The organism is Nocardioides albus, assembly GCF_014648255.1.
In the GTDB taxonomy this organism is placed as follows: Bacteria; Actinomycetota; Actinomycetes; order Propionibacteriales; family Nocardioidaceae; genus Nocardioides; species Nocardioides albus.
This window is the reverse complement of sequence record NZ_BMQT01000004.1, coordinates 192,981-219,025: the sequence shown is the minus strand read 5'-3', so window position 1 is coordinate 219,025 and position 26,045 is coordinate 192,981. Positions and strand designations below refer to the sequence as shown.

Below are 26,045 nucleotides of genomic sequence, written 5' to 3'. Positions count from 1 at the left end.
TGTGGCCCACACTCACCGTTCGCTGTCGAGCTGGTCCATGAAACGGGTCGGGTAGCGGTCGCCACGGGCGGCGCCGACGGGCACGGCTGCATCGATGCGGGCCAGTTCGGCCTCGTCGAGGGTGACCGCGTTCGCGCCTGCCATCGACTCGACCTGACTGACCCGGCGCGATCCGATGACGGGCACGATGTGCTCGCCGCGGGCGGCGACCCAGGCGATCGCGAGCTGCGCCAGGGTGATGCCCTTGTCCGCGGCGATCTCCTCCAGGGTGGTCAGCAGCGCGCGGTTGTGGTCGAGGTTGTCGCCCTGGAAGCGCGGCATGAGGGCGAGCGAGCCGCCCAGGGCACCGCTGCCGCCGATCAGGCCGCGGCCAAGGACGCTGTACGCGGTGATGCCGATGCCCAGCTCGCGGCAGGTGTCGAGGATGCCGTTGGTCTCGATCCCCCTGCTGAGCAGGGAGTACTCGATCTGCAGATCGCTGATCGGGGCCACCGCGGCGGCGCGGCGGATCGTATCGGCGCTGACCTCGCTCAGCCCGACGTGGCGTACGTAGCCCGCCTCCACCAGCTCCTGGACGGCGCCCACGGTCTCCTCGATGGGCACCTGCGGGTCCACGCGGGCGGGGCGGTAGATGTCGATGTGATCGGTGCCGAGGCGCTGGAGGGAGTAGGTCAGGAAGGACTTGACCGCCTCGGGGCGGCCGTCGAAGCCCGCCGGCATCCCGACCGGGGTCAGCAGCGCGCCGAACTTCACCGAGAGCACCACGTCGTCGCGGTTGCGCTCGCGCAGCGCCCGGGCGATCAGCATCTCGTTGTGGCCGGCTCCGTAGAAGTCGCCGGTGTCGATCAGGGTGCCGCCGGCATCGACGTAGGCGTGGATGACGCGTACGCCCTCCTCGTCGTCGACCGCGCCGTAGACGCCGGACAGGCTCATCCCGCCAAGCGCGGGGGAGGTGACCGTGGGACCGTTCTTGCCGAGCTGTCGGTTCGTGCTGAACCTGATTTCGTGGGTCGTCATGCCTTCAGCCTGCGTCGCTCGGTGGACCCTCGGGAGGCACGGCACATCCAGGGACGGGCCGTCCCTGGATAACCAGCCACGGCAGACGGAGGATGGACGCGTGACCGACCGCAGCGAGCTCGCCGACTTCCTCCGCCGCCGCCGGGAGCTGCTCCGCCCCTCCGACGTCGGCCTTCCGGACGGTTCTCGGCGGCGTACTCCTGGGCTTCGCCGGGAGGAGGTCGCCTCGCTCGCCGGGGTCTCGACCGACCACTACACGCGGCTGGAGCAGGCGCGCGGGTCGGCGCCGTCGGAGTCGGTGCTCTCCGCGATCGCGCGGGCGCTGCAGTGCGATCTCGACGAGCGCGACCATCTCTTCTACCTCGCCGGGATGACGCCGCCCGCGCGGCGGGCCGGCCACTACGTACGCCCCGGCCTGATCGCGCTCGCCCGACGACTGACCGACATCCCCGTCGTGATCTGCACCGACACCGGCGAGCTCGCCTGGCTCAACCCGCTCGCCACCGCGCTGCTGCCCCCGATGCCCGGCGGGCCCGGCCGTGGCCGCAACCTGATGTGGCGCTGGTTCACCGAGCCCGACCACCGGCCCGCGCCGGCCGAGGACTGGGACCGGATGTCGGCGGCTCACGTGATGGATCTTCGGGCGACGTACGCCCGGCGGGCGGGTGATCCGGACATCACCTCGTTGGTGCACGACCTCCTCGACGAGAGCGAGGAGTTCCGCCGGCTGTGGGAGCGCCACGAGGTGGCCGTCCGGCGTGCCGACGTGAAGACGTTCCTCCACCCCGAGGTCGGCGCGATCGCCGTACGCTGCGAGGTCCTGATCACGGAGGAGGCCGACGTGAAGCTGCTCGCCTACTTCCCGCTCGAGGGCACCGACGCCGCGGAGAGGCTCGACCTCCTCCGCGTCATCGGCACCCAACGGCTCACGAGCGCGAACTCGCAGCGCGACGCGCCGCACGTGTCGGAGATCACGCCTCCACACCTCCGCTGAACGAGAACACATTCTAGAATTGAGCGTGAGACCCGCGTACGCCACGCAACCACCTGGTGGAACGGATTCGGAGGGTTGCACGCCCCCCTTTAGGCTTGCCTTAGTAAATCCACGGAAGGTTGAACTCCCTTATGCGTGACATCCGCGTTGCGATCGTCGGTGCTGGCCCGGCCGGCATCTACGCTGCCGACATCCTCACGAAGGAGCACCCTGGTGCGCGCGTCGACGTCATCGAGCGCCTGCCTGCTCCCTACGGCCTGGTTCGCTACGGCGTGGCTCCTGACCACCCGCGAATCAAGGAGATCATCAAGGCGCTGAAGCGCGTCCTGAACCAGGACAGCATCCGGTTCATCGGCAACGTCGACTTCGGCACCGACCTCAAGCTCGACGACCTGCGTCGGTTCTACGACGCCGTCATCTTCGCCACCGGCGCGATGGCCGACCGCGAGCTCGACATCCCGGGGATCGACCTGCCCCAGTCCTACGGTGCGGCCGACTTCGTCAGCTGGTACGCCGGCCACCCCGACGTCGCCCGCGACTGGCCGCTCGACGCCGAGGAGGTCGCCGTCCTCGGCGCCGGTAACGTCGCCCTCGACGTCGCCCGCATGCTGGCAAAGCCCGCCGACGAGCAGCTGGTCACCGAGGTCTCCGACAACGTCTACCAGGGTCTGAAGAAGAACCCTGCCAAGACGATCCACGTCTTCGCCCGCCGCGGCCCGGCACACATCAAGTTCAGCCCGATGGAGCTGCGCGAGCTCTCCCACTCTCCGTCGGTCGAGGTGGTCGTCAAGGAGGAGGGCTTCGAGATCGACGAGGCCGGCGAGAAGGCGATCCAGAGCCACAAGGCGACCAAGCTGGTGGCCGACATCCTCCTGAAGTACATGGAGGCGCCTGCCGGCGAGAAGCCCCACAAGATCGTCATCCACATGATGCAGAACCCTGTGGAGGTCGTCGGCGAGGACGGCCGAGTGGTCGCGCTGCGCAGCGAGAAGACCGAGTACAACGGCGACGGCACCGTGTCCGGCACCGGCGAGTTCACCGACACTCCGGTCCAGGCCGTCTACCGCGCCGTCGGCTACCTCTCCGAGGCGCTCCCCGACGTGCCCTTCGACAGCGAGAACGGCGTCATCCCCAACGCCGGCGGCCGGGTCCTCGACCTCAACGGCGACCACATCGACGGGACGTACGTCACCGGGTGGATCAAGCGCGGACCGGTCGGCCTCATCGGCCACACCAAGTCCGACGCCAAGGAGACCATCGACAACCTCCTCCACGATCTCGACAAGCTCAAGCCGGCCGAGATCGGCTCGACCGCGGCAGTCCTCGAGCACCTGTCCGGCAAGGGCGTCGAGTTCACCACCATCGAGGGTTGGGAGAAGCTCGACAACCACGAGCGCTCCCTCGGCGAGGCCCAGGGCCGCGAGCGGATCAAGGTCGTCCCCCGGGACGAGATGATCCAGATCTCCAACCACAACCACTGACGCACGACGTACGCCGCGGAGAAGGGGTTGTGAACCTTGACCTCGGTCGGCGCGAAGTCCTTGGTGTTCCTGGTCGCGACCGTGAGTCCGTTCTCCATGGCGGTGGCGGCGAGCAGGGAGTCGATCACCCGAAGCCGCCGGTCGGCATTCAGATCACCCCACCGCTTCGCGACGCCGAGCGTCACAGGAAGCAAGCGTTCCCGGTAGGCCTGTTCGACTCCGTCGATCCACTGCAACAGGGACTCCGACACGGCCTCGTCGCCGCGTGCCGCCAGCTTGAGCGCGCCCTTGCGCAGCTCGGCGATGGTCAACACCGAAACGTACAGATCTTCGTCCCGCTGGGCGGCTAGCCATCTGACGACCGCTTGGTCGGGGTGTCTGCGCCGCAGCTCGGACACAGACGAGACCGAATCACGACTGGAAGCCAGGCCGATCCGGCCGTCAACCGACGGTTGACGGGGACGGTATCGTCAACCTATGGTTGACGCATGGATGCTCCCACTTCCGCCCCCGCACACCGACAGCGACAGATGGCCGAGTCCTTCGGTGCTGACGCCGACCGTTACGACCGCGCACGGATGGCCTATCCCGACGAGCTGATCACCCGGATCCAGGAGCTCGCCCCAGGCCCTGAGGTGCTGGACGTCGGCTGCGGGACCGGGATCGAGGCCAGGCAGCTGCAGGCTGTCGGCGCGAGCGTGCTCGGCGTCGAGCCGGACGCGCGGATGGCGGCGTACGCCCGTTCGCACGGGCTCGTCGTGGAGGAGTCGCGGTTCGAGGAGTGGGATGCGGCGGAGCGTACGTTCGACGCCGTCGTCTCGGCGCAGGCATGGCACTGGGTCGACCCGGTTGTCGGTGCCGCGAAAGTGCGTGACGTGCTGCGGCCAGGCGGGCTGTTCGCGGCCTTCTGGAACGTCTATGCGCCGCCCGAGCCGGTCGGCGACGCCCTTCTCGACGGGCTGAGGAAGGTCATGCCCGACCTCCCTCTCGACCCCGCAGCCATGAAGCAGGCGGACAGGACGTACGAAGAGGGTGCCCGGCAGGTCGGCGAGCGCTTCGCCGAGCTGGGCGGGTTCGCCGAGCCGGAGCCGTGGCGGTTCTCCTGGTCGCGCGACGTCACGCGCGAGGAGTGGCTCGACTTCGTGCCGACGCAGGGCTTCCTCACCCGGCTCTCCCCCGAACAGCGTGCGCCGGTGCTGGAGGCGGTCGGTGCGGCCGTCGACGACCTCGGCGGCACCTTCACGCTGAACACCGTCACCGTGGGAATCGCGGTCCCGCTCCGGCGCGCGCCATGACCCGACAGTTCCGCTCACCTAGGAGAAACGCATGACCAGCACACCGGACCCTGCCCTCAAGGCCGTACGCCTCGACACCCTGATCGACTCGATCAAGAAGGCTCGTGACGAGCCGCTGGACCAGCTGGCCGACGCGATGGTGGTCGGTGAGCACCTGGGCGAGGTGGCCGACCATCTGATCGGGCACTTCGTGGACCAGGCTCGCCGCTCCGGTGCCTCCTGGACCGAGATCGGCACCCGGATGGGGGTGACGAAGCAGGCGGCCCAGAAGAAGTACGTCCCCAAGGCCGGCGAGACCGCGCTCGACCCCAACGCCGGGTTCGCCAAGTTCACCCCGCGTGCCCGCACGGTGGTCGTCGCCGCCCAGGGGGAGGCACGGAAGGCCGCGAACGCGGAGACCGGCGTACCTCACCTGGTGCTCGGGCTCCTCGCCGAGCCGGAGGGCGTCGCGGGCCACGCGATCAGGGCCCAGGACGTCACCCTCGACGCCGTGCGCGCCGCCGCGACCGCCGCGACTCCGGAGCCCTACGGCGAGGTCGGGGAGATGATCCCGTTCACCGCCGACGCCAAGAAGGTCCTCGAGCTGACCTTCCGTGAGGCCCTGCGGCTCGAGCACTCCTACGTCGGCACCGAGCACATCCTGCTGGCCCTCCTCGAGTACGAGGACGGCGCCGGGATCCTCCACGAGGCCGGGATCGAGAAGGCGCCTACCGAGCAGAGCATCACCTCGATCCTGGCCTCGCTCCAGGTCGACTTCGCGTCGGCCGAATCCGACGCCACGGAGTAGCCGGCCCGGATGGGCTACCTGATCTGAGGGACCGCCGGCACGTGCGAGCAGCACGTACCGGCGGTCCCGATACGTTCCGAAGATGTCCCGCCGTGTTGCCCGCCTCGTCCTCGGCCTCGTCCTGGCCGTCGCGGTCCTCAGCGTGCCCGCCGCGGTGACGACGCCATCAGCGGAGGCCGCCTGCCGGCCGGCACTCAAGTCGTTGACTCTCGCCAGGAGCACGGTGGCCGGAGGAACGTCGACCTCCGCCACGATCCGGCTCACTTGCCGGACTCCCAGGCGCGCCAAGGTGCAGCTCTGGGCCAGCCCAGGAATCCGAGTCCCGGCGTACGCCTATGTCGCCGGCGGCCGAAGCACGCGAGCCGTCACCGTCCGGACCTCACCGACAACCGTCCGCAGCAGCGGCAGGGTCAAGGCGGTCTACCGGCAGGTGGTACGCCGCGCGACACTCGTCCGCACGGCCACCGCCTGCTACCCGACGCCGGTGCCCACCGCGGTGACGTTGCCCGCCTACGTCCACGCCGGCCAGAGGGCCACCGGGACGGTCACGCTCGATTGCGTCGCCCGAACCTCGCTGGCCGTGAGCGTCACCTCGAGTTCGTCCTTGGTCACGGTCCCGGGCACGCTCACGATCCAGGCCGGGCGGCGTACGGCCTCGTTCACGGCGGTCACAAAGGCGCCGGTGGTCGGGACCCTGCCCGCCTTCAACGTGACGATCAGAGCCACCCGGAACGGGAAGAGCGCCGCCCGGACGATGCAGGTCCGACCGGAGATCCGGCCCTTCCGGGCCGGCGACCGCTTCACCGTCAACGAGCCGATCCTGACGCCCGAGGGGACCGACGGGTGGGTGCGGGGAACCCTCCGGATCACCTTGGACCACCCGGCGCCGCCAGGCGGACTCGACGTCAACGGCCTGACCGTTCCCGAGGGCACGACCTGGACCGAGGTGACGATCCATCACAACCCGTATCCACCGGACTCCCGCGTGACCGACCACCTCACGATCACCGACTCATCCGGAACGGTCGTGCTCCGCGAGGACTTCACCTACAGCGTGCATCCGGCACCGTGAGGGGATCCCTGGCGTGCCGGGGCAACACCCCTGTGCCGAAGCACGCCAGGGACGTATCAGGCGCCGGCAGGCGCGAGGACGATGTCGAAACGCACCGTCGACCAGGTGCCGTCGACGACCCGGCCGTCAGGGGTCGGCGTCCCGGCGGCCTGCCGCTCGAACCTCTTGATCAGCGACTCCTTGACCCCGAAGACGGTGTCCTTCCAGCCGATCGGATCGCCCTCGGGGAAGATGTGGGTGACCAGCGTGCGGCAGCCCTCGTGGGTGACCATGAAGTGCAGGTGCGAGGCGCGCAGCGGCGAGCGCCCGACCGCGGCCAGCATCTTGCCGACGGGGCCGTCGTCGGGGATCGGGTACGGCGTGGGCGTCAGCCCCCAGAACCGGTAGCCGCCCTCGGCGTCGGTGAACAGGTGCGCCCGAGCAGCCCGCGCGCCGGCATCGCGCTGGACGTCGTAGAGCCCGTCCTCGTCCGCCTCCCAGACCTCGATCTTGGCTCCGACCAGCGGTTTTCCGTCCGTGCCGGTGACCGTGCCGGTGACCCAGCACGGCTCGCCCGGGGCCCCGAAGGCCATGTCCTCGCCCTGCTCGATCGCGGGGGAATCCTCCACGAAGAACGGGCCGAAGACGGTGGCCTCGGTCGCATCGGCGTACGCCTGGTTGTTGATGTTGATCGTCTGCATCGAGGCGCCGAGGGTGTCGGAGAGGAGAATGAACTCCTGGCGTACGTCGTCGGTGATGTGGCCGGCCTTGGTCAGGAACTCGATGGCGGCTGCCCACTCGTCCTCGGTGAGGCGTACGTCGCGGATGAAGGCGTGCAGGTGACGCGTCAGCGAGACCATGACCTCCTTCAGGCGCGGGTCCTCACAGGCGTCGAAGGACGCGACGACGGTGTCGACCAGGGTCTGCTCGACCGCCTGCTGCTCCGGCGATACGCCAGCTACGTCGCTCATCAGCTCTCCTCTCCCGCCCACGCCGCGGTCAGCAGCGCGGTCAGGTTCTCCTCGGTGACCGGGGTCGGGTTGTTGTCGGGAATCGCGGCCATGATCGGCGCGACCGCCTTGGCGATGCCGTCCTCGGGCATGCCGTAGTCCTCGAGCGCCTTCGGCGCCGAGAGTGTCGTACGCAGGGCGCCGAGCCCCGCGACCGCGCTCGGCGCCCCGAAGGCCGCCGCGATCCGCGCCTCCGCCTCGGGTGCGGACGGCGCGTTGAAAGCGAGCACGTGCGGGAGCACGACCGCATGGGTCTGGGCGTGCGGCAGGTTGAACATCCCACCGAGCACGTGGCAGATCTTGTGGTGCATCCCGGATCCGGCGGACGTGAACGAGACCGCCGCCAGGTAGGCGCCGTAGAGGGTCTGCTCGATCCCCTCGATGCTCTGGGGATTCGCGGCGACCAGCGGAAGCCCGGTCGCGAGCCCGCGGATCCCCTCGGCGGCGTTGACCTGGTCGATGGGGTCCACCCGGGGGCCCCACATCGCGTCGACGCAGTGCGCGAGCGCGTTCAGGCCGCTGGCGACGGTCATCTCGCCGGGCAGCGTGGTCAGCAGCGAGGCGTCGTAGACGACCGATCGTGGCAGGACGCGGGCGTCGATGCCGGTGGTCTTGGTCTCGCCCGTGGTCAGGCCCCAGACGTTGGTCGCCTCGGACCCGGCGTACGTCGTCGGGACCGCCACGATCGGCAGGCCCGTGGTGAGCGCGACGGCCTTGGCCAGCCCGGTGGTCGAGCCACCGCCGACGCACACCAGCGCGTCGACGCCCGCCTCGGCCGCCCGCTCACGAGCCCGCTCGGCGACCTCGACCGGCACGTGCATCACGACCTCGTCATGGTGCAGCGCGACCGGTACGTCGGCCGTCACCCGGGCGGCGAGCTCGGCCTCGCGCGCGCCGGCGATGACCATCACCCGCCGCGCGCCGAACTCGTCGATCTCTGCTGCCACCGCAGCGGGCGCCTCGCCGGTGGCGAAGCGGACCCGCTGCGGCAGCGAATCGTGCGTGAACTTCATCGAATCCCCCCGTCTGTCGACCGAATCGGTCAGGCCTTGCCCAGCAGCGTCGCGACCGCCTCGCCCAGCGCGGCGCCGGGGTCGTCGGGCAGCGACATGGAACGCCAGGCGATGTGCTTGTCGGGACGGACCAGGAGGGCGCCCGACTCCTCGACCTCGCGGAGCTTCGCCCAGTCGAAGTAGAGGTCGGTGACAGCTCGGCCCGGGCCGATGACGACGGTCTGGAGCGGGATCCCGAACTTCGTCCGGGCCGCCTCCGCCGCGTCCTCCCACGCCTCACCGGCGACACCGGTGATCAGCGTCCACTTCGTGTAGGGCGCGAGGTCGAGCATCGCGTGCTTCTCGACGTTGTCACCCACCCAGGCGTGCGGCAGGTGAGCCCCCGGCGAGGTCGACATCCGGTGGTAGAGGTCCTCGTCGTCGGTCGGCGCGGGCCGGGTGCCGTCAGAGACGATCGCGTTGGACTCGTAGAACTGACCGAGCTCGACACCGTGGGCGTTGAACTCGTAGTTCTTGCGCTCCATCGCGGTGACCAGCGCGGCGCGCTTGGCGGCGCCCTCGGGGGTGTTTGCCTTGCGCTCCTCGATGGCCTTGGCCATCTCCTCGCCCTCGAGGCCGACGACGCCGAGCGCCTCGAAGAGCTCGCCGAACTCGCGCGCGGACTGGTTGGCGCGAGTGACGATCCGCTTGGCGACCGGGGCGCGCTCGGCGGAGTAGGAGTCCAGCAGCGAGGTCTCCGCATAGCCCTGGAGCACGGCGGCGAGCTTCCAGGCCAGGTTGTAGGAGTCCTGGATCGACGTGTTCGAGCCGAGACCGTTCGACGGCGGGTGCCGGTGGATGGCGTCGCCGGCGCAGAAGACGCGGCCCTTCTGGGCGTGGGTCGCGTACATCTCGTTCACGCCCCACAGCGAGTAGCCGGTCACGTCGGGCTCCAGGTCGGGCATCCCGAGCAGGTCGCGGATGACCTTGACCGCGTACTCCTCGGTCAGCTCCGGCGGCGGCTGGTTGATGTCGTAGCCCCACACGATCAGCCATTCGTCCCAGGGGCGGACCATGCGGACCAGGCCGGTGCCGATGCCGCCGACGTTCGAGCCCGGCTGGATGACCCAGTAGAGGACGGACGGGCGGTGGTCGACGAGCTCGGAGAGGTCAGCCTTGAAGGTGATGTTCATCGACCCGGCGATGTCCATCGCGCCTTCCATCGGAAGATCGATGTCCGCGCCTACCTGGGTGCGGGCGCCGTCTGCGCCGATGAGGAACTTCGAGCGGATCTTGTACTCGTGACCGGTGAGCCGGTCGCGGGCGATCGTGGTGACGCCGTCCTCGTCCTGGACGTGCGAGAGGTATTCGGTGGAGAACCGGGTCTGGGTGCCGCGCTCGGTGGCGTTGCGGACCAGGATCGGCTCGAGGTAGGTCTGCGGGATGTCGACGGTGAGACACGGGCTCGCCAGCTGATAGTCGGCCTCGCGGTCGGGGCGGGTGCCCCAGGTGCGGATGCGGCCGATCTCCTCGCCGGCGATGCTGGTGCAGAAGACGGTGTCACCGACGAGCTCGTGCGGCGTCGCGTCGGCCTGGACCTGCTCCTCGATGCCCAGGTCGCGGAAGATCTCCATCGCGCGCTGGTTGGTGATGTGCGCCCGCGGGGTGTTCGCGGTCCAGCGGTATTTCGTGATCATGATGTTGTCGACACCGAGCTCGCTCAGGAAGAGCGCGGCGGAGGCACCCGCCGGGCCGGATCCCACGACGAGGACGTCGGTGGTCACCACATCCTCGGTCTCGGGGACCTCGGTCTCTTGCTGACCGTCGTCGAAGACTGGCATTTCCTCACCTTTCCGAGACCGCGGTGGGGTGTGTGATCGCAGCCTCAAGGCGAGTCATATCGTGCCGCGCCAGCGGCATCAAAGGAGGGTGTCGACTGTTGGCGGAAATGCGTACGCGCTGTCAGCTCGACGGCACTGAGACCCGGGTCCCATCGGCCAACGACGTCTCGACGGCATCGACGAGCTCCGCGACCCGAACCGCACGCGCGACGTCGACGGTGACGGGACTGCCGTTGCGGACGGCGCCGGCGAGCTCTGCTCGTGCCGTCGTCCAACACTCGGCGTGGTCCATGCCGGCCGTGCTGTAGCGCGCGACGCCCGCCGAGGAGTAGACATCGACGTCGGTCAGGACGCCGTCAGCGGCCACAGCTCCGGACAGGGTGACCTGCGCGACGGCGCCGTCAGCGTGCCAGGTGGTGATCGCGGTGAGCTGGTCGCGCGCCTGATCGGCTCGGGCCGCCACGACGGGCCCGACAGCGAGGTCGACGAGGTCCAGCAGGTGTGGACCGAGGTCGCGCAGGGCCCCGAGCGGTCCGGCCCGCCAAGTCCCGTCGGCAGCGGCGAACGAGCCCTGCAGGAAGCCGCCGTGCAGGTAGCGCGCGGACGCCCCGAGCACCGGTCCCTCCGCGCGGAGGGCGGCGGCGTCGGCAAGGAACGCGCGGGTCTGCGTGTGGTAGCGCTTGGTCAGCACGACGAGGTGCGGCACGCCTGCCTCGCGGACCGCGTCGGCCACCTTCCGAGACTCCTCGAGGGTCACGCCGAGCGGCTTCTCCAGCATGAGGGCGCGTCCGCACGCGGCGGCGCGTACGGCCAGCTCGGCCTGCACATGCGGCGCGACCGCGAAGTCGACGGCCTCGCACTCGTCGACGAGCTCGTCGAAGCTGCCGAACGCCCGGACCCCGTGCTCGGCGGCGAGCGCAGCGGTCCGGTCTGGGTCCCGGCCCCATACGCCCACGAGCCGAGTCGGGCCGGGGCTCGCATGCAGGGGCGCGTGGGTCGTACGTGCCCAACCGCCGGTGCCGACCAAGCCCACGGAGACGGGTGCGACGTCACTGCTCATGCCAACCTCGTGTTCACTGCTTCTGCGGAGAGCTCCTGCTGCACGACCTGTCCGGCCATTCCTCGGAGGCTGGAGTCGTCGCCGAGCTCGGCGAGCCGGATCTCCAGACGTCGGGTCGCGCGCGGGAGAACGGCCGGGTAGAGGGATTCCTGGACGCCGCTGAGCAGCGATGCCGAGGCCAGGTCGCCACCGAAGACGAGGACGCTGGGATTGACGAGCGTGACCACCGTGGCGAGAACCCGGCCGATGACCCGGCCCGCCTGGCGGGTGACCTGGACCGCATCCGGGTCACCCTGGTCCAAGAGCTGCTTGACCGCCCGACCCGACGGCGCGTCCCGACCGAGCTCGCGCAGCTGGCGGGCCACCGCCCGCCCGGAGGCGATCGCGGCGAGACACCCGGTCGCACCGCACTGGCAGAGCGCGCCTTCGGCCTCGGGGACGCGGACGTGGCCGATGTCGCCGGCGGCACCGTCGTTGCCCTGGTAGATGTGGCCTTCGATGATGATGCCCGAGCCGATGCCGGTGGACGCCTTGAGCAGGAAGAGCGACCGGGGGTGGTCCGGGACCGCCAGGTATTCGCCGTATCCCATTGCGTCGGCATCGTTTCGCACGATGACCGGAGCGTCGCCCCACCGCCGTCCGGTCAGGTGCGCGCCGATGTCGAAGTCGTCCCAGCCGGGGAGGATCGGGGGCTCGCTCGGCCGGCCCGTCGCCGGGTCGATCGGGCTGGGCAGACTCAGCCCGATGCCAAGTGGCCGGCCACGGTTCTCGTCGTCGATGACATCGGCCAGCGCAGCCGCGACGCGGTCCAGGGTCGCGACCGGCCCGGCGGCGACGTCCACGTCTATCAGCGTACGACGCTGGATGACGCCCCAGAGGTCGGTGATCGCGACCTCGGCGTGGGCCGTGTCGATCGCCGCCACCGCGACCCGGCCGGCATCGGCGTTGAACGCGAGTCGCGTCGGGCGACGTCCGCCCGTCGCGCTCCCCGACCCGACGCCCTCGACCAGTCCGGCTGCGAGCAGGGCGTCCACGCGGTGCGCGACCGTGACGCGCGACAGGCCGGTCAGCTCGGCGATCTCGCCCCGCGTGGTGGCACGGTCCTCCCGCACCAGTTCGAGGATGTCCCCAGGTCCGATACCCATACTCGCTCCGCCCGCTCTCTCAGCCCTTGTCAGCACCCGCCGTGAGACCCTCCGTCAGCGCACGCTCTGCGAGACCATAGAGCAGCACCACCGGGATGGTGAGCAGCACCGACCCAGCCATGAGCACGGTCTTGGACACCTCGATGCCGTTCGAGAGCTGCGAGAGTCCGAGCGACACCGTCCACTTGTCTCGGTCGGTGACCAGGAACAGGAGCGCGAACAACAACTCGTTCCACGCGATCATGAAGATGTAGAGCGCCGTCGACATGATCGTCGGCATCGCCAGCGGAACGGTGATCGTACGCAGCGTCGTCCATCGGCTGGCGCCGTCGAGCTTCGCGGCCTCGTCGATCGACACCGGGATGGTCTCGAAGTACGACCGCAGCATGTGGATCGACGTCGGCACGGTGAGCGCGATGTAGACGAGGACCAGACCGATCAGCGAGGTGCCCAGGCCGACGCGGGAGAAGCCGACGAACAGCGGGATGGCGATGACGATCGCGGGGAAGAGGTAGACGGCCAGGAACAGCGTGCCCATGAACTGGCGGCCCTTGAACTTCAGGCGCGAGACGGCGTACGCACCGGGGATGACGGCGAGCAGAGTCAGCAGCGTGCACGCCAGCGACACGATCGCCGAGTTGCGCATGAAGAGGGCGAAGCCCTGCCCACCCTCCTCCTCGCTGCGGAGCACCTCGCGGTAGGTCTCGGTGGTGAGGTTCTCCAGCGGCACCCAGAGCCGCTCGGGGTGCTGCAGCAGCTGCTCGATCGGAACGAAGCTGAGCAGCACCATGTAGTAGAAGGGGAAGACCGTTGCGACCACGAGGGTTGCGATGAGCAACCACCGCAGCACGGGCCAGAGCTTGGTCTCGAAGGCGAGCCGGTTCATCCGTCCTGCTCCTTCCGGCCGAAGAACCGCATGTAGACGGTGAGGAAGAGGGCCAGCACGACGGCGAGGACCAAGGCGTTCGCCGCGGCGCCGCCGATGTCGAGGTTGCCGGTGAGCTGGTCGTAGACACGTACGGGAGCGATCTCGGTCCCGGCCGTCCCGCCGGTCAGCAGGTAGACGTCGTCGAACTTGTTGAAGGTCATGATCAGGCGCAGCAGACACAGCAGCGCGATCGTCGGGACCAGCTGGGGGAAGATCACGTGCCGGAACGTCTGGGACGGGGTCGCACCGTCCACGCGGGCCGCCTCCTCGAGCTCGACCGGCAGCGCGACCAGCCGGGCGGTCAGGAACATGAACGCGAACGGGAAGTAGCGCCAGATCTCGAACGCGATGACGGTGAGGAGCGCGAATGGCTCCTGCCCGAGGAAGTCGACCGGCTCGTCCCAGCCCAGCCAGGAGGTGCCCCACGTGTTGACCAGGCCGTACTGCGGGTTGAGCAGCATCTCCCACACGAACGCGACCGCGACGACAGGCGCGACGTACGGCAGCAGCATGAACGCCCGCAGCAGGCCGCGCGACCGGAACGGACGCCGGAAGGCCAGCGCCGCGGCGAGCCCGACCGCCACCGACCCGGCGGTTGCGGCCACCGAGTAGACGACCGTCGTCCACAGCGACGACCAGAAGCCGGACGCGGTGAGGACCCGGACGATGTTGTCGAACGTCGGGGAGCCGGTGATTCCCCGCTCGGCGATGGTCTCGAGGGAGGTGTCCTGGAACGCCAAGACCACGTTCCAGCCGATCGGGATCACGATCACCACCAGGATGATCAGCGCCGTGGGCGCGATCATCGTCAGACCGTCGCGATTCTCCATCCGCGCGTCGAGCGATGCCCGCCGGCGCGGCGGGGCGGCGGCCCGCGTCAGGGTCGGGGTGCTCACTCGTCGACCTCCTCGGTGATGGACTCCACGTCGCTCTGGGCCTGTGCGGCCGCCTCCTCGGGCGGCAGCCCGTTCGCGAGCTCGCTGACCGTCTTCGACAGCGGCAGCTGCGTGCTGACCGGGCCGAGCACCGCGCCCTGGCCCTGGGTGATCGCCCACCGGTCGATGTTTTCGGCGACAGACCGCAGCGCGTCCATGGTCTGTGCGTCGTACACGTCCGAGAGCGGCTTCTTGGTGTCCACGCCGGCCTCGAGGTCCTCCCAGGCGTCGGTGAACCGCGTCGGGTTCTCGGCGTCACCGGTGCGGACGGGGAACTTGCCCTCCGGCGCCATCCCGATCCAGTCCTCGTATCCCTCGGACAGCATGTATTCGACCAGGCGCGACGCCCGGTCGGTCGGGGCGCCGTCCAGCAGGGTCCACGAGGTGATCTCGCCGTACGTCGCGCCCTCCGGGTTGTCCGGGCCCGAGATCGACGTGACCACACCGCTGTTGCGGGCCAGCCACTCCGGGTCGTCCTCGCACTCGTCGCACGCGGGCATGGCATCGTTCCGCAGGCCCGCGAGCTCGTCGAGGATGAAGGTGGACCACACCGTCATGGCGGCAGTGCCATTGAAGTAGGTCGCTCGCGTCGAGTCCACGGACTGGGTGCCGCGCGGCGAGTTCTCCGTAGCCAGCTGGCCGTAGAGGTCCCAGGCCTGCTGGCAGGCGGGCGAGTCCAGGGCGGCGTCGCCGGAGGTGTCCACCAGCTGGCAGTCGTTGCTCAGCGCCAGGGACTCGAACGACTGCGTGGTGAACACGTCCGCCGGATCCGTCGCCAGCGTGATGCCGAACCGACCGTCGCCGGTCAGCTCGTCGGCGGCGGTGCGGATCGCATCGTACGTCGTCGGGGGCTGCAGGCCGGCCTTCTCGAAGAGATCCTTGCGATAGACCAGGACCTGGCTCCACGCGTCGGACGGCACCGCGAGGTGGTCCTCGTCGTCGCTGGTGAGCTCGAGGGCGGACTCCTCGAACGTCTCCGGGCCGAGGTCGGCGACGACCTGGTTCGTCGCGGCGGTGTCGACCAGGCCGAGGTCGGCGATCTGGCGCACGTACGACAGCGAAAGGGCGCCGATGACATCCGGCATCTCGTCCGAGAGGACCGCGGACTGGATGAGCTGCGGGACCTGCTGCTCGTCGACGGCGACCAGCTGGACGTCGATCCCGGTCTCCTCGCTGAAGCGGTCGACGATGGCGCGGGTCGCCGCCACCCGCTCCGGCAGGTTCTCCAGCGACCAGACCACGAGCGTGTCCTCGTCGGTGTCCTTCGCCGGCCCGCACGCCGTCGTCCCGGCGACGACGGCCGCCGCCACGGCTGCGCAGCCGACTCGTCTCCACCGCCGTGTTCGCCACGGTGCGGTCATCTGTGGCACCTCCTCGTCAGAGCTTCGTACTCATCCTCGAGCACGGGCGCTACGCTAGCACTTCTGTCAACCCTGTATGCTTAAGTAGCAAAGCAGCTTTCTAGATGTGGCCTCCGGGCCAGGAACGGGACCGATTCGTGACACAGGTCGTGCGATTCGCGGCACCTCGCCGCGTCGAGGTGATCGAGACCAGCCCGCAGCCGCTCTCCAGCGGTCAGGTGCGCGTGCGCACCATCGCCACGGGGATCTCCGCCGGCACCGAGCTGACGGCATACCGGGGTACGAACCCGTACCTCACCTCCACCTGGGACGCGGAGTCCCGGGTGTTCCGCGACGCCGACCAGGTCGCGCCGCCCGGATACCCGCTCGACGGCTGGGGCTACTCCGAGGTCGGCGAGGTCGTCGAGATCGCGCCTGACCCCGCGCGCCAGGCCAACCACGACGACGTCGCCGTCGGCGACATCGTGTGGGGCATCTGGGGCCACCGCTCCGAGGGCGTGCTGACCCAGGACGCGCTGCGCGGCCACCAGCTTCCCGAGGGCCTGGACCCGGTCGCCGGCTGCTTCGTCCGGGTCGGCGCGATCGCGCTCAACGCCGTCCTGGCCGCGGACCTCAATCCCGGCAGCACCGTCGTCGTCCTGGGCCAGGGCGTCATCGGCCTGCTCGCCACCCGGTTCGCGACGCTCGCCGGTGCCCGCGTCGTCGCCGTCGACGGCATCGAGCGCCGCCTCGACGTCGCGAAGACGTTCGGCGCGCACGACGTGCTGACGCCCGGCCCCGAGCTGCCCTACCAGGTTCGCGAGCTCGCCGGCAGCACCGGCGTCGACGTCGCGATCGAGCTGTCCGGCAGCTACCACGCGCTGCAGTCCGCGACCCGAGTCGTCGGCCCGGACGGCACCGTCGTCGCGTCCGGCTTCTACCAGGGCGAGGCGCAGCCGCTGCGGCTCGGCGACGAGTTCCACCACAACCGCGTGCAGATCGTCGCCTCCCAGATCGGCGGCGTGCCGCCGCGGCTGCAGGCCCGATGGGACGTACCGCGCCTGCAGCGGACCGTCGTCGACCTGCTCGCCCAGGGGACCCCCGACGTACGCGAACTGATCTCCCACCGGTATCCGATCGCCGACGCCGCGGCTGCGTACGAGCTGCTGGACACCGACGGTGCCGCCGCCATCCAGGTGGTGCTGGACGCATGAGCACGCTTTCCCCGAACCAGGAGCAGACAGTGACCCACCCGATCCTCGTCCAGGAGCAGCACGTCCCCGGGCGTGACGTCGAGGAGAAGTTCGAGGTCGCTCGATCCTGGGGCTTCGACGGCCTCGAGCTGCGCGGCCAGGGCGACTACGCCCTGGAGAAGCGGCTGCCCGAGCTGCGCCGAGCGCACGCCAACGGCGTGGTCATGCCGACAGTCTGCGTCGAGATGCTGCACTTCGTCGGCGCGTTCGATCCCGACCTGGCCGAGGACGCGGTGCGCCAGCTGACCTCTCAGCTCACCGTGATGGCCGAGCTCGGCGGCGTCGGCGTGATGACCCCGGCCTCGTACGGGATGTTCTCGCTCCGGCTCCCGCCGTTCACCCCGCCCCGCTCTCCTGAGGACGACCAGAAGCAGCTCGTGGACGCGTTCGGTCGCTTGGCCGAGCACGCTGCCGAAGTCGGGACGCACATCCTGCTCGAGCCGCTGAACCGGTACGAGGACCACATGATCAACTCGATCGCGCAGGGCGTCGCGCTGTGCCGCGAGGTCGACAACCCGGCGTTCCGTCTGGCGCCGGACACGTACCACATGAACATCGAGGAGGCGGACCCCGCGCGCTCGCTCGCCGACGCGATCGAGTTCATCGCACACGTCCAGGCTTCCGACTCCAACCGGCTCGAGCCGGGTGCCGGGCACGTGGACTGGGCTCTGGAGATGTCGACGCTGCGCGCCGCCGGGTACGTCGGGCCGATCGCCGTGGAGTCGCGCCTCTCCGGGCCGGCCGAGGTCGTGCTCCCCACCGTCCCGCCGTTGCTCCGCAGGCACCTGACGTGACGGCGACTCTCCCCGACCGGCCGGCAATCGTCCACGACCGGGTGGCGACGCTCGCCGCGGCGACCGCCGTCGTGCGCGGCAACTGGGGCGGCGCCTACACCGTCCCCGCCACCGGTCTGTACCCGCACCAGTGGAGCTGGGACTCGGCCTTCATCGCGATCGGCCTGCGGCACCTCTCCCCGCGCCGTGCCCAGCTGGAGCTGGACAGCCTGCTGTCCAGCCAGTGGGCCGACGGCCGACTGCCACAGATCGTCTATGACGCCCGTCGCGACGACGACTACGCGCCCAGCGCGGCTTTCTGGGGCTCCGCCGATCTGCCGGGCAGCCCGCCCGTCCCGACGACCGGCCTGATTCAGCCGCCGGTGCACGCTTGGGCCGTCTGGCTGGTGCACGCCCACGAGCCCGCCGAGTCCGCGCGACGCGGATTCCTCGAGCGCGCCTACCCGCGGCTCGTCGCCTGGCATCGATACCTGCGCGAGCGTCGGGCCGCGCAGGACGGGCTCGCTGCCGTCGTCCATCCCTGGGAGTCCGGCACCGACAACTCGCCGCTGTGGGACGACGCTCTGGCCCGTGTGCCGGGCACGCCGCGTGCCCCGATCGAGCGCCCCGACCTCCAGCACGCCGACGCGAGCGAGCGGCCGAGCAACAAGGAGTACGGCAAGTACTTCTGGCTGGCCGAGCGTTACCGCGACCACGGGTGCTCCGACGCCGACCCCGACCACCCGTTCGTCGTGAACGACCCGACGACGAACGCGCTGTGGGCGCGCGCCGAGCTGGCCCTGGCCGACATCGCCGAGGCACTCGGGCGCGACGGCGCAGCCCACCGTGCCGAGGCCGCGCGGATCGTCGCGGCCATGGAGGCGCTGTGGGACGCTGACCTCGAGGTCTATGTCGCTCTCGACCGGCGCACCGGAGAGCTGGTGCGCAAGGCGACCGTGGGCGGGCTGATGGCACTCTTGCTACCCGCCGACGTCCTGCCTCCTGGGCGCGCCGACGCCCTGCTGCGCACCGCCCAGGGTCCGCGGTTCCTCGACGTCGATGGTGCCGCGCCACAGTTCATGGCGCCGAGCTACGACGCCACCGCCCCCGACCTCGACCCCGCCCTCTACTGGCGCGGCCCCGCATGGTTCAACATGATGTGGCTGCTGCTCGAGGGCCTGCGTACCCATGGTCTGGACGCTCGGGCGGAGAAGTACGTCGATCCGATGGTGGAGGCGGCGGTGCGCGAGGGTTTCCCCGAGTACGTCAACCCGTGGACCGGCGACGGGCACGGCACCCGGAGCTTCAGCTGGACGGCTGCGCTGACCGTCGACCTGCTGTCCCGCACGGTCTTCCCCGAGGCACCGGCGGGGCCCGAGGAGAACGAGAGAGCATGACCTCCGAGATCACCCTCGTCCGCGCCGGCACGATGCTGCTTGCCGACGCCGCCGGCGACGTCCTCGCGACCGCTGGCTCCGCACAGGGCCTCTACCTCGATGACGTACGACACCTGAGCACCTGGCGTCTGGTGCTGAGCACCACCGAGGGATCCGTGCCGTTCCGAGTGGCCGGCACCATGACCGACGCCTCCCTCGCCACCACCGCGCTGGTGCCGCCCGCCGCCCGCAACGAGCCCACCGAGGTGCTTCTCGCTCGCGAACAGGAGGTGCGCCGGGACGGCCTGCACGAGCGGTGGCGGATCACCCGCACAGCCCCCGGCGGCAGCAGCGCCCTGCGGCTGCGTCTGGAGGCCGGCGCGGACTTCGCCGACCAGTTCGCCGTGCGCTCGGACGGGCGGATCTTCGCCACCACCACGTCGACCTCGACGCGTACCCGTGCCGACGGTGCCGACCTCGATGGCGCCGTGACTGCGGGCGACACGACCCTCAGGCACACCACGAGCATCACCGCGTCGCCGGTCCCCGACCGGGTGCACACCGGCGACGGCGTCACCCTCGAGTGGGACCTGCGGCTCGACGCCGGCGAATCGGTCACCGTCGAGCTCCGGGCATCGGCAACCCACCGTCGAGTCGGCGCGTCGGAACGAGCCGACTCGGCGGGACCAAGCGGACAGGGCGTGGCGGCCCGCGCCCTCGGCGATCTCGACGCCCTGGTCATGCCCTGCCCGGGCGCGGAAGACCTGTCGATCCCCGCCGCCGGGGCGCCGTGGTTCCTCACCCTGTTCGGCCGCGACTCGATCCTCGCGTCGCTGCTTGCGGGCGAGGCAAGGCCCGGCCTGCTGCCCGACGTCGTGCGCGCCCTCGCCCGCACCCAGGCCACCACCGACGAGCCCGAGCGCCTCGCTCAGACCGGCAAGATCGTGCACGAGGTGCGTGTGGGCGACCTCGCCCGGCTCGACCTGGTCCCCTACTCGCGCTACTACGGCACCGTCGACGCGACCGCGCTGTTCCTCGTCGCGCTCGGTGCCCTCGACCCCGAGGACGCCCGCGACGAGCAACTGGAGGCTGCGGCGCGTGCCGCCGTCGGCTGGCTCCGCGGGCCCGGCGGGCTCGACGCCGGTGGGTTCGTCACCTACGTACCCGACCCTGGCGGCCTCATCAACCAGGGGTGGAAGGACTCCCACGACGCCGTCGCCTTCCGCGACGGCACCCTCGCTACCGGACCGATCGCCCTCTGCGAGGTCCAGGGATACGCCTGGCGCGGCCTCGTCGACACCGCGCGTCTCGCTCGCACCGTGTGGCAAGACCCCGCCTGGGCGGACGAACTCGACGAGCTGGCCGCCGACCTGCGCGACCGTTTCATGGACCGCTTCTGGATGGACGACCTCGCGTTTCCTGCGCTCGCCCTCGACGGCGCCGGTCGGCAGGTCGACGCGCTCGCCTCGAACGCCGGCCACCTGCTGTGGTCCGGCATCCTCGATGCCGACCACGCCACCGCCGTCGCCGACCGGCTGCTGGCCCCCGAGTTCTTCACCGGGTTCGGGATCCGCACCCTGGCCGCGGGCCAGGCGCTCTATGCGCCGACGTCGTACCACAACGGGTCGGTGTGGCCCCACGACACCGTTCTCGCCGCCGTAGGCATGGAGCAGGCCGGCCTCACCGCTCAGGCACGCACGGTCGCCACCGGGATCCTCGACGCCGCCACGGAGTTCGGCGGGCGGCTTCCCGAGCTTTTCGGAGGGTTCTCGACCGACGAGTTCCCCGTCCCCGTGCGGTACGCGCACGCCGGGGTGCCTCAGGCATGGGCTGCCGCGGCGACCGTCGCAGCGGCCAGGCTGCTCGCGAGCCGAGGCTAGTGGGTCAGCGGCGGGACTCCACCTCGAAATCCACAGACTGAGCCTCTTGTGGAGAACCCTGTGGATAAACCTGGTGACCGACCGGGAAGACCTCGTAGCGACCCCGCGTCGCCAGGCCCCACAACCCGCGCGGCGCCAGCAGGACGACCGCGATCGCGACGGCACCGAGGGCGATGAGATACCAGGTGCCGTAGGAGTCGAGCACCTGTTGGAGCGCGAAGAAGATCACCGCGCCCAGGATCGGGCCCTCGATCGTCCCGAGCCCGCCGATGACCACGATGAAGATCATGAAGGCGGTGTACTGGACCGAGAACATCGAGTCCGGCGAGACCCGCAGACCGTTGACCGCGATCAGCGCGCCGGCCAGGCCGGCACCGCCGGATGCGGCGACATAGACGATCCGCCGCGAGCGCCGGACCGCGACGCCGAGGGACGCCGCCGCGGTCGGGTCGTCGCGGATCGCGGTCAGGCCGAGCCCGATGCGCGAGCGCATCAGGACGTACGTCGCGAGCACGACGAGCACGGCCAGCGCGAGCGCCAGGTAGTAGACGGTCGCGATCCGGGTCACCCGGTCGACGCCCTGGAAGGCGGTGAGCGAGAGGCCGGAGCCGCCGCCGAAGCCCGGAAGCTCCTGGGTGACCAGCTTGAAGACCTCGGCCACCACCCAGGTGCCGATCGCGAAATAGCCTCCGACCAGCCGGAACAGCAGGAACGAGGTGGGGAGGGCCAAGGCGGCGCAGACCACGCCGGCCGCCACGACGGCCACCGGGATCGGTAGCCCGGCGATGTCGGCGAGCTTGATCACGCCGTAGCCGCCCGCGCCGATGAACGCCTGCTGCCCGATCGAGACGAGCCCGCCGTAGCCGGCCATCAGGTTCCAGGTCGTGCCGAGGATGATCAGCGCGAAGAGCGTGACCAGGTTCGTCACGTCGCCCGGGCTGAACACGAACCACGGGGCCGCGGCCAGGAAGACCACGATCGCGGCGAGGACGCCTCCGCCTGCGAGTGAGGGCCAGCCGCCGCGTACGACCTTGATGGTTGGGGTCATGCGACGACCGCCTTCGAGAGCAGGCCTTGGGGCCGGAACAGGAGTACGACCAGGAAGACCAAGTGACCGGCGAGGACGCCGTAGGCCGGGTCGATCTGGGCGCCGACGGTCTGCGCGACGCCGAGCACGAGGCCGCCGAGGAGCGTGCCCCACAGCGAGCCGAGGCCGCCGATGATGACCGCCTCGAAGGCGAAGATGAGGACCAGATCCCCGTACGTCGGGCTGAACTGTGTCGACATGCCGAGGAAGACGCCGGCGAGGGCGACGGTGCCGATCGCGATCGCGGTGGCCAGGGCGTACATGTGCCTCTCGTCGATCCCCATGAGCGTGGCTGCCTCGGGATCGTCCTTGGTCGCGCGCATCGCGCGGCCGATGCGGGTGTGGGAGAGGTAGAGCTGGAGGCCGACGATGACGGCGACCGCCACCACGAGCGTGAGCAGCGAGAAGGCGCCGAGCCGCAGGCCGCCGAGCTCGACGGATGCGGTGGACAGGTCGCCGATCGAGATCTTGCGGGAGTCGGCGGTGAAGATCTCCTGGAGCAGGTTGGCGCCGATGACGGCCAGGCCGAACGAGACCAGCAGCGGCGACAGCTCGCCGTGGCGCAGCGCCGGGTTGAAGAGACCGCGCTGGATCGCGTAGCCGACCGCGGCGAGCACGGGGATCACGATGACGATGGTGAGGAACGCCGGCATCCCGGTCTGCTGGACGAGCCAGTAGGCGAGGTAGGCCGAGGCGACGGCGAGGACGCCGTGGGCGAGGTTGACGATGCGCATCACGCCGAAGATGAGGCTCAGACCGCAGGCGAGGAGTGCGTACTGCCCGCCGAGCAGGACTCCCTGGAGGACCGCGTTGATCCAGTCCATCAGCCGACCTCCTGCTCGTCGATCCCGAAGTACGCCGCCTGGACCTGCTCTCGGGTGACGTCGGCAGCCGCGCCCTCGAGGACGGTGCGGCCCTCGAGCAGGCACTGCACCCGGTCGGCGACAGTTAGTGCCTGGGTGAGGTCTTGCTCGACCACGAGCACGGTCGTCCCCTTCGCGGTGATCGTGGGGAGCGCCTTGTAGATGTCGGCGATCACGACCGGGGCGAGGCCGAGCGAGACCTCGTCGAGCAGGAGCAGCTTCGGGTTGGACATCAGCGCTCGGCCGATGGCGGTGGCCTGCTGCTCGCCACCGGACAGGTGCGCTCCGCGGCGTGTTTTCTTCTCGGCCAGCAGCGGGAACGCGTCGTAGACGGTCTGGAGGTTCCAGGGGCCGGGCCGGCGTCCGTGTGCGCCAACCTTGAGGTTCTCCTCGACGGTGAGCGAGGCGAAGATCCGGCGTCCCTCCGGCGTGAGCGCGATGCCCTCGCGAACCCGCCGGTGGGCCGGGGTGTGCGAGACGTTGTGGCCGTTGAACCGGAGCTGGCCGGCGGTCGGGCGGAGCAGACCGGCGATCGTCTTCAGCAGCGTCGACTTGCCGGCGCCGTTGGCGCCGATCACAGCCAGCGTCTCGCCCTCGGCGACCCGCAGCGTGATGCCGTGCAGGGCGCGGAAGTCGCCGTAGCTCACGTCGATCGCGTCGACCTCGAGCAGGGTGGTCATCGGCCTTCCTCGAATGCTGACCGAGGTAACTCGGTGAACGGGTGCTTATTTCGTGGAACTCCACGAGGGAAGTGGTCGCTGACCGAGGTAACTCGGTGAGCATTCGCCGGGCCGCCCCGGACCGTTGACCGAGGTAACTCGGTGAAAGGGTGCTTGCTTCGCGGAACTCCACGAGGGAAGTGCGCGTCGACCGAGGTAACTCGGTGAGCATTCGCCGGGCTCACTCGCCCTCCAGATCAGGGGAGCCGAGATAGACGGCGGCGACCGCGTCCGAGGCCATCACCTCGCGCGGGTCGCCGGTGGCGACGACGTCGCCCTGCGCCAGGCACATCAACCGGTCCACGACCTGCAACAACGCGTGCACGATGTGCTCGATCCAGACGACTCCGGTGCCGCTGTCGCGGATCGCGGAGATGGTCTCGATCAGTGCCGGCAGCTCGTGCTCGGTGAGGCCGCCGGCGATCTCGTCGAGGAGCAGCAGCCGCGGCTGGGTGGCCAGCGCGCGGGCAAGCTCGAGCCGTTTGCGGTCGAGCAACCGCAGCGAGCCGGCGCGGGTGTTGGCGAGGTGGGCGAGCGAGGCGGTCTCCAGCGCCTCCCACGCCTGCGCGGCGGCCTCCTTCCGGCGCGACCCCGCGCCGAAGGTGGACCCGACCAGCACGTTCTCGAAGACGGTGAGCCCCTCGAAGGGGCGGGGGACCTGGAACGTACGTCCGATCCCCAGGGTCGTACGCCGGGCGGCCGGCATCCGGGTGACGTCGGTGCCGTCGAAGCGGATGGTGCCCGCGTCGGCCGGGAGGGTGCCGGTCACCAGGTTGAGCAGCGTGGACTTGCCGGCGCCGTTGGGGCCGACGATGCCGAGCGCCTCGCCGGCGGCCACCTGGAAGGAGACCGAGCGGGCCGTGACGACCTGGCCAAAGGACTTGGCCAGGTCGTCAACGTGAAGCAAGGTCACTTGAGCGCCTCGGGCTCGCCCCCGAGAGGTACGTCGGGAGCCAGCGAGTTCTGCACGACGACCAGCTCGAACGGGTGCTCCCCGCCCTCGACCTGGCGCCACTGACCGCCCGCGAGGGAGGTCTTGGCGACGTACGGCGGGACGTTCGGGTCCTTGCCCCAGGCCACGTCACCGACGACCGTCGAGACCTCGAGCCCGGAGAGGGCCTTGGTGATCGCGTCGGCGTCGGTCGAGCCGGCCTCGGTCACCGCCGCGGTGGCGACCTCGAAGAGCGCGTGCGCGAAACCCAGCGGCTGGGTCCACTGCTTGCCGGTCTTCTCCTCGTACGCGTCGGCGAGCTCCTGCGCGGACTGGCCGGTCAGCGAGGACTCGTAGGGAGCGGTCGGGGTCCACCACACCTCGGTGGAGAGGTTGTGGGCGATCGGGCCCAGCGCCTCGACGCTGCTCGGGAACAGCAGCGCCTTGCCGATGGTCGCGACCTTCGGGTTGTAGCCCTGCTGCTTGGCCTGCTGCCAGAACGTGGTGAAGTCCGGCGGGATCGGGACGCCGACCAGGACGTCGTGACCCTTGTAGGCACTGATCTGGGCGGAGAAGTCCTTGGTGCCGTTGGGGTAGTTGCCCGGGTTGTCGATCGTGACGCCCGACGCCTCGGTCAGCGCCGGGAAGTTGGCACCCCAGGCCTCACCGTCCGGGTCCTTCGGGAACAGACCGCCGGCCTTCTTGTTGTTGGGGACCTTGCCCCAGATGTCGGCGTAGACCGTCGAGACGTCCTCGAGGCCCCAGAAGAAGTGGTAGCTGTACTTCAGCTCGGCCGGCTTGTCGCCGCTGCGGATCGCGAACGGCTGCCACGGGGCGACCGTGGTGATGCATGGGATCGAGTTGGCCTCGCACTGCTCCGAGACCGGGTTGACGATGTCGGGCGTCGAGGAGGCGACGATGATGTCGGCGCCGTCCTTGTTGATCAGGTCGCCGGCCACCGCCCCGGCCTTCGTCGTGTCGCTCTGCGCGTCGCGCACCACGATCTCGACGTCGAGCTCCTTGTCGCCGGCCTTGACCGGGTTCTCCTTGAAGTAGGTCTCCAGCTCGTCGACGACGAAGCTGTTCGCCTCGCCGAAAGGTGCCGAGGAGCCGGTCTCGGTCGAGACGAAACCGATGGTGAGCGTGTCCTCCCCGCCACCGCCTTCGTCGTCGATGCCGCCCGACCCGCAAGCGGTCAGGGTCAGCGCCATCGCTGCGACACCGGCGGCGGCCATGCTCAGGCCGCGTCCGGTGGTGAGTCCGTTGGGCACGTACTTCTCCTTAGAG

Annotated in this window: 23 protein-coding genes and 1 pseudogene; 9 read left to right on the top strand and 15 right to left on the bottom strand. The window is 70.1% G+C overall.

What is annotated here, in order from left to right:
• Nucleotides 1-12: 12 nt before the first annotated feature.
• Entirely contained in the window at nt 13-1,017 is a 1,005-nt protein-coding gene (locus IEY84_RS09980; RefSeq protein ID WP_183542611.1) for an aldo/keto reductase, read from the bottom strand.
• 100 nt (nt 1,018-1,117) lie between these two features.
• Here IEY84_RS09980 and IEY84_RS09975 point away from each other — a divergent pair, with 100 nt between their 5' ends.
• The gene (locus tag IEY84_RS09975) at nt 1,118-2,011 is read left to right on the top strand and encodes a helix-turn-helix transcriptional regulator (protein ID WP_183542609.1); all 894 of its coding nucleotides are present in this window, start codon (nt 1,118-1,120) and stop codon (nt 2,009-2,011) included.
• A gap of 131 nt (nt 2,012-2,142) precedes the next feature.
• Nucleotides 2,143-3,492 carry an FAD-dependent oxidoreductase gene (locus IEY84_RS09970; protein WP_183542607.1) on the top strand — a complete coding sequence of 450 codons (1,350 nt, stop codon included), beginning with the start codon at nt 2,143-2,145 and terminating at the stop codon, nt 3,490-3,492.
• Between the two features lie 119 nt (nt 3,493-3,611).
• Here the strand turns inward: IEY84_RS09970 and IEY84_RS09965 are convergent.
• A pseudogene (locus IEY84_RS09965) lies at nt 3,612-3,890 on the bottom strand (PIN domain-containing protein); the annotation flags it as partial.
• 90 nt (nt 3,891-3,980) lie between these two features.
• Here IEY84_RS09965 and IEY84_RS09960 point away from each other — a divergent pair.
• From IEY84_RS09960 to IEY84_RS09950, 3 genes are all read left to right on the top strand, one after another.
• Complete coding sequence (locus tag IEY84_RS09960; protein ID WP_221208535.1) at nt 3,981-4,787, top strand: class I SAM-dependent methyltransferase; 807 nt, start codon at nt 3,981-3,983, stop codon at nt 4,785-4,787.
• Between the two features lie 31 nt (nt 4,788-4,818).
• On the top strand, nt 4,819-5,574 hold the full coding sequence (locus tag IEY84_RS09955) for a Clp protease N-terminal domain-containing protein (protein ID WP_183542605.1): 756 nt from the start codon (nt 4,819-4,821) through the stop codon (nt 5,572-5,574).
• A gap of 82 nt (nt 5,575-5,656) precedes the next feature.
• A complete protein-coding gene (locus tag IEY84_RS09950) occupies nt 5,657-6,646 on the top strand; it encodes a hypothetical protein (RefSeq protein ID WP_183542603.1) in 990 nt (329 codons plus the stop codon).
• Between the two features lie 56 nt (nt 6,647-6,702).
• Here IEY84_RS09950 and IEY84_RS09945 read toward each other — a convergent pair whose 3' ends face one another.
• The 8 genes from IEY84_RS09945 to IEY84_RS09910 form a co-directional block, all read right to left on the bottom strand.
• Nucleotides 6,703-7,596 carry a hydroxyquinol 1,2-dioxygenase gene (locus tag IEY84_RS09945; protein WP_183542601.1) on the bottom strand — a complete coding sequence of 298 codons (894 nt, stop codon included), beginning with the start codon at nt 7,594-7,596 and terminating at the stop codon, nt 6,703-6,705.
• The gene (locus IEY84_RS09940; RefSeq protein WP_183542598.1) at nt 7,596-8,648 is read right to left on the bottom strand and encodes a maleylacetate reductase; all 1,053 of its coding nucleotides are present in this window, start codon (nt 8,646-8,648) and stop codon (nt 7,596-7,598) included. Before IEY84_RS09940 ends, IEY84_RS09945 begins: the two co-directional genes overlap by 1 nt.
• A gap of 29 nt (nt 8,649-8,677) precedes the next feature.
• Nucleotides 8,678-10,468 (bottom strand): FAD-dependent oxidoreductase, encoded by a 1,791-nt coding sequence (locus IEY84_RS09935; protein WP_183542596.1) that lies wholly within the window; start codon nt 10,466-10,468, stop codon nt 8,678-8,680.
• A 121-nt stretch (nt 10,469-10,589) separates the two neighbouring features.
• Complete coding sequence (locus IEY84_RS09930; RefSeq protein ID WP_183542594.1) at nt 10,590-11,528, bottom strand: Gfo/Idh/MocA family protein; 939 nt, start codon at nt 11,526-11,528, stop codon at nt 10,590-10,592.
• Nucleotides 11,525-12,673, bottom strand: coding sequence for an ROK family transcriptional regulator (locus IEY84_RS09925; protein ID WP_183542592.1), 1,149 nt, complete (start codon nt 12,671-12,673; stop codon nt 11,525-11,527). The genes IEY84_RS09930 and IEY84_RS09925 overlap by 4 nt, the downstream gene beginning before the upstream one ends.
• A gap of 19 nt (nt 12,674-12,692) precedes the next feature.
• Nucleotides 12,693-13,559: a carbohydrate ABC transporter permease gene (locus tag IEY84_RS09920; RefSeq protein ID WP_183542590.1), complete on the bottom strand. Its 867-nt coding sequence runs from the start codon at nt 13,557-13,559 to the stop codon at nt 12,693-12,695.
• Nucleotides 13,556-14,497, bottom strand: a complete 942-nt coding sequence (locus IEY84_RS09915; protein ID WP_229788564.1) for a carbohydrate ABC transporter permease — start codon at nt 14,495-14,497, stop codon at nt 13,556-13,558. Before IEY84_RS09915 ends, IEY84_RS09920 begins: the two co-directional genes overlap by 4 nt.
• On the bottom strand, nt 14,494-15,897 hold the full coding sequence (locus tag IEY84_RS09910; protein ID WP_183542588.1) for an ABC transporter substrate-binding protein: 1,404 nt from the start codon (nt 15,895-15,897) through the stop codon (nt 14,494-14,496). The genes IEY84_RS09915 and IEY84_RS09910 overlap by 4 nt, the downstream gene beginning before the upstream one ends.
• A 137-nt stretch (nt 15,898-16,034) precedes the next feature.
• Between IEY84_RS09910 and IEY84_RS09905 the strand changes: the two genes are divergently transcribed.
• Genes IEY84_RS09905 through IEY84_RS09890 form a run of 4 tightly spaced genes read left to right on the top strand, consistent with a single transcriptional unit; the run spans nt 16,035 to nt 21,158 of the window.
• On the top strand, nt 16,035-17,090 hold the full coding sequence (locus IEY84_RS09905; RefSeq protein ID WP_183542586.1) for a zinc-binding dehydrogenase: 1,056 nt from the start codon (nt 16,035-16,037) through the stop codon (nt 17,088-17,090).
• Nucleotides 17,087-17,923 (top strand): sugar phosphate isomerase/epimerase family protein, encoded by an 837-nt coding sequence (locus tag IEY84_RS09900; protein ID WP_183542584.1) that lies wholly within the window; start codon nt 17,087-17,089, stop codon nt 17,921-17,923. Before IEY84_RS09905 ends, IEY84_RS09900 begins: the two co-directional genes overlap by 4 nt.
• Nucleotides 17,920-19,299 (top strand): MGH1-like glycoside hydrolase domain-containing protein, encoded by a 1,380-nt coding sequence (locus tag IEY84_RS09895; RefSeq protein WP_221208533.1) that lies wholly within the window; start codon nt 17,920-17,922, stop codon nt 19,297-19,299. The genes IEY84_RS09900 and IEY84_RS09895 overlap by 4 nt, the downstream gene beginning before the upstream one ends.
• The gene (locus IEY84_RS09890; RefSeq protein WP_183542582.1) at nt 19,296-21,158 is read left to right on the top strand and encodes a glycogen debranching N-terminal domain-containing protein; all 1,863 of its coding nucleotides are present in this window, start codon (nt 19,296-19,298) and stop codon (nt 21,156-21,158) included. Before IEY84_RS09895 ends, IEY84_RS09890 begins: the two co-directional genes overlap by 4 nt.
• A gap of 4 nt (nt 21,159-21,162) precedes the next feature.
• Here IEY84_RS09890 and IEY84_RS09885 read toward each other — a convergent pair whose 3' ends face one another.
• The 5 genes from IEY84_RS09885 to IEY84_RS09865 all read right to left on the bottom strand — a co-directional run bounded on the left by IEY84_RS09885 (nt 21,163) and on the right by IEY84_RS09865 (nt 26,029).
• The gene (locus IEY84_RS09885) at nt 21,163-22,206 is read right to left on the bottom strand and encodes a branched-chain amino acid ABC transporter permease (RefSeq protein WP_183542580.1); all 1,044 of its coding nucleotides are present in this window, start codon (nt 22,204-22,206) and stop codon (nt 21,163-21,165) included.
• Nucleotides 22,203-23,069, bottom strand: coding sequence for a branched-chain amino acid ABC transporter permease (locus IEY84_RS09880; RefSeq protein WP_183542578.1), 867 nt, complete (start codon nt 23,067-23,069; stop codon nt 22,203-22,205). The genes IEY84_RS09885 and IEY84_RS09880 overlap by 4 nt, the downstream gene beginning before the upstream one ends.
• On the bottom strand, nt 23,069-23,788 hold the full coding sequence (locus IEY84_RS09875) for an ABC transporter ATP-binding protein (RefSeq protein ID WP_183542576.1): 720 nt from the start codon (nt 23,786-23,788) through the stop codon (nt 23,069-23,071). Before IEY84_RS09875 ends, IEY84_RS09880 begins: the two co-directional genes overlap by 1 nt.
• A 220-nt stretch (nt 23,789-24,008) precedes the next feature.
• Nucleotides 24,009-24,740, bottom strand: coding sequence for an ABC transporter ATP-binding protein (locus IEY84_RS09870; protein ID WP_183542574.1), 732 nt, complete (start codon nt 24,738-24,740; stop codon nt 24,009-24,011).
• The gene (locus IEY84_RS09865; RefSeq protein WP_183542572.1) at nt 24,737-26,029 is read right to left on the bottom strand and encodes an ABC transporter substrate-binding protein; all 1,293 of its coding nucleotides are present in this window, start codon (nt 26,027-26,029) and stop codon (nt 24,737-24,739) included. Before IEY84_RS09865 ends, IEY84_RS09870 begins: the two co-directional genes overlap by 4 nt.
• Between the last annotated feature and the right edge of the window lie 16 nt (nt 26,030-26,045).

What these genes read in the sequence shown, in the direction of transcription:
- IEY84_RS09980 (WP_183542611.1), bottom strand. Translation starts at nt 1,017, where the DNA reads ATGACGACCCACGAAATCAGGTTCAGCACGAACCGACAGCTCGGCAAG.
- IEY84_RS09970 (WP_183542607.1), top strand. Translation starts at nt 2,143, where the DNA reads ATGCGTGACATCCGCGTTGCGATCGTCGGTGCTGGCCCGGCCGGCATC.
- IEY84_RS09960 (WP_221208535.1), top strand. Translation starts at nt 3,981, where the DNA reads ATGGATGCTCCCACTTCCGCCCCCGCACACCGACAGCGACAGATGGCC.
- IEY84_RS09955 (WP_183542605.1), top strand. Translation starts at nt 4,819, where the DNA reads ATGACCAGCACACCGGACCCTGCCCTCAAGGCCGTACGCCTCGACACC.
- IEY84_RS09950 (WP_183542603.1), top strand. Translation starts at nt 5,657, where the DNA reads ATGTCCCGCCGTGTTGCCCGCCTCGTCCTCGGCCTCGTCCTGGCCGTC.
- IEY84_RS09945 (WP_183542601.1), bottom strand. Translation starts at nt 7,596, where the DNA reads ATGAGCGACGTAGCTGGCGTATCGCCGGAGCAGCAGGCGGTCGAGCAG.
- IEY84_RS09940 (WP_183542598.1), bottom strand. Translation starts at nt 8,648, where the DNA reads ATGAAGTTCACGCACGATTCGCTGCCGCAGCGGGTCCGCTTCGCCACC.
- IEY84_RS09935 (WP_183542596.1), bottom strand. Translation starts at nt 10,468, where the DNA reads ATGCCAGTCTTCGACGACGGTCAGCAAGAGACCGAGGTCCCCGAGACC.
- IEY84_RS09930 (WP_183542594.1), bottom strand. Translation starts at nt 11,528, where the DNA reads ATGAGCAGTGACGTCGCACCCGTCTCCGTGGGCTTGGTCGGCACCGGC.
- IEY84_RS09925 (WP_183542592.1), bottom strand. Translation starts at nt 12,673, where the DNA reads ATGGGTATCGGACCTGGGGACATCCTCGAACTGGTGCGGGAGGACCGT.
- IEY84_RS09920 (WP_183542590.1), bottom strand. Translation starts at nt 13,559, where the DNA reads ATGAACCGGCTCGCCTTCGAGACCAAGCTCTGGCCCGTGCTGCGGTGG.
- IEY84_RS09910 (WP_183542588.1), bottom strand. Translation starts at nt 15,897, where the DNA reads ATGACCGCACCGTGGCGAACACGGCGGTGGAGACGAGTCGGCTGCGCA.
- IEY84_RS09900 (WP_183542584.1), top strand. Translation starts at nt 17,087, where the DNA reads ATGAGCACGCTTTCCCCGAACCAGGAGCAGACAGTGACCCACCCGATC.
- IEY84_RS09890 (WP_183542582.1), top strand. Translation starts at nt 19,296, where the DNA reads ATGACCTCCGAGATCACCCTCGTCCGCGCCGGCACGATGCTGCTTGCC.
- IEY84_RS09885 (WP_183542580.1), bottom strand. Translation starts at nt 22,206, where the DNA reads ATGACCCCAACCATCAAGGTCGTACGCGGCGGCTGGCCCTCACTCGCA.
- IEY84_RS09880 (WP_183542578.1), bottom strand. Translation starts at nt 23,069, where the DNA reads ATGGACTGGATCAACGCGGTCCTCCAGGGAGTCCTGCTCGGCGGGCAG.
- IEY84_RS09875 (WP_183542576.1), bottom strand. Translation starts at nt 23,788, where the DNA reads ATGACCACCCTGCTCGAGGTCGACGCGATCGACGTGAGCTACGGCGAC.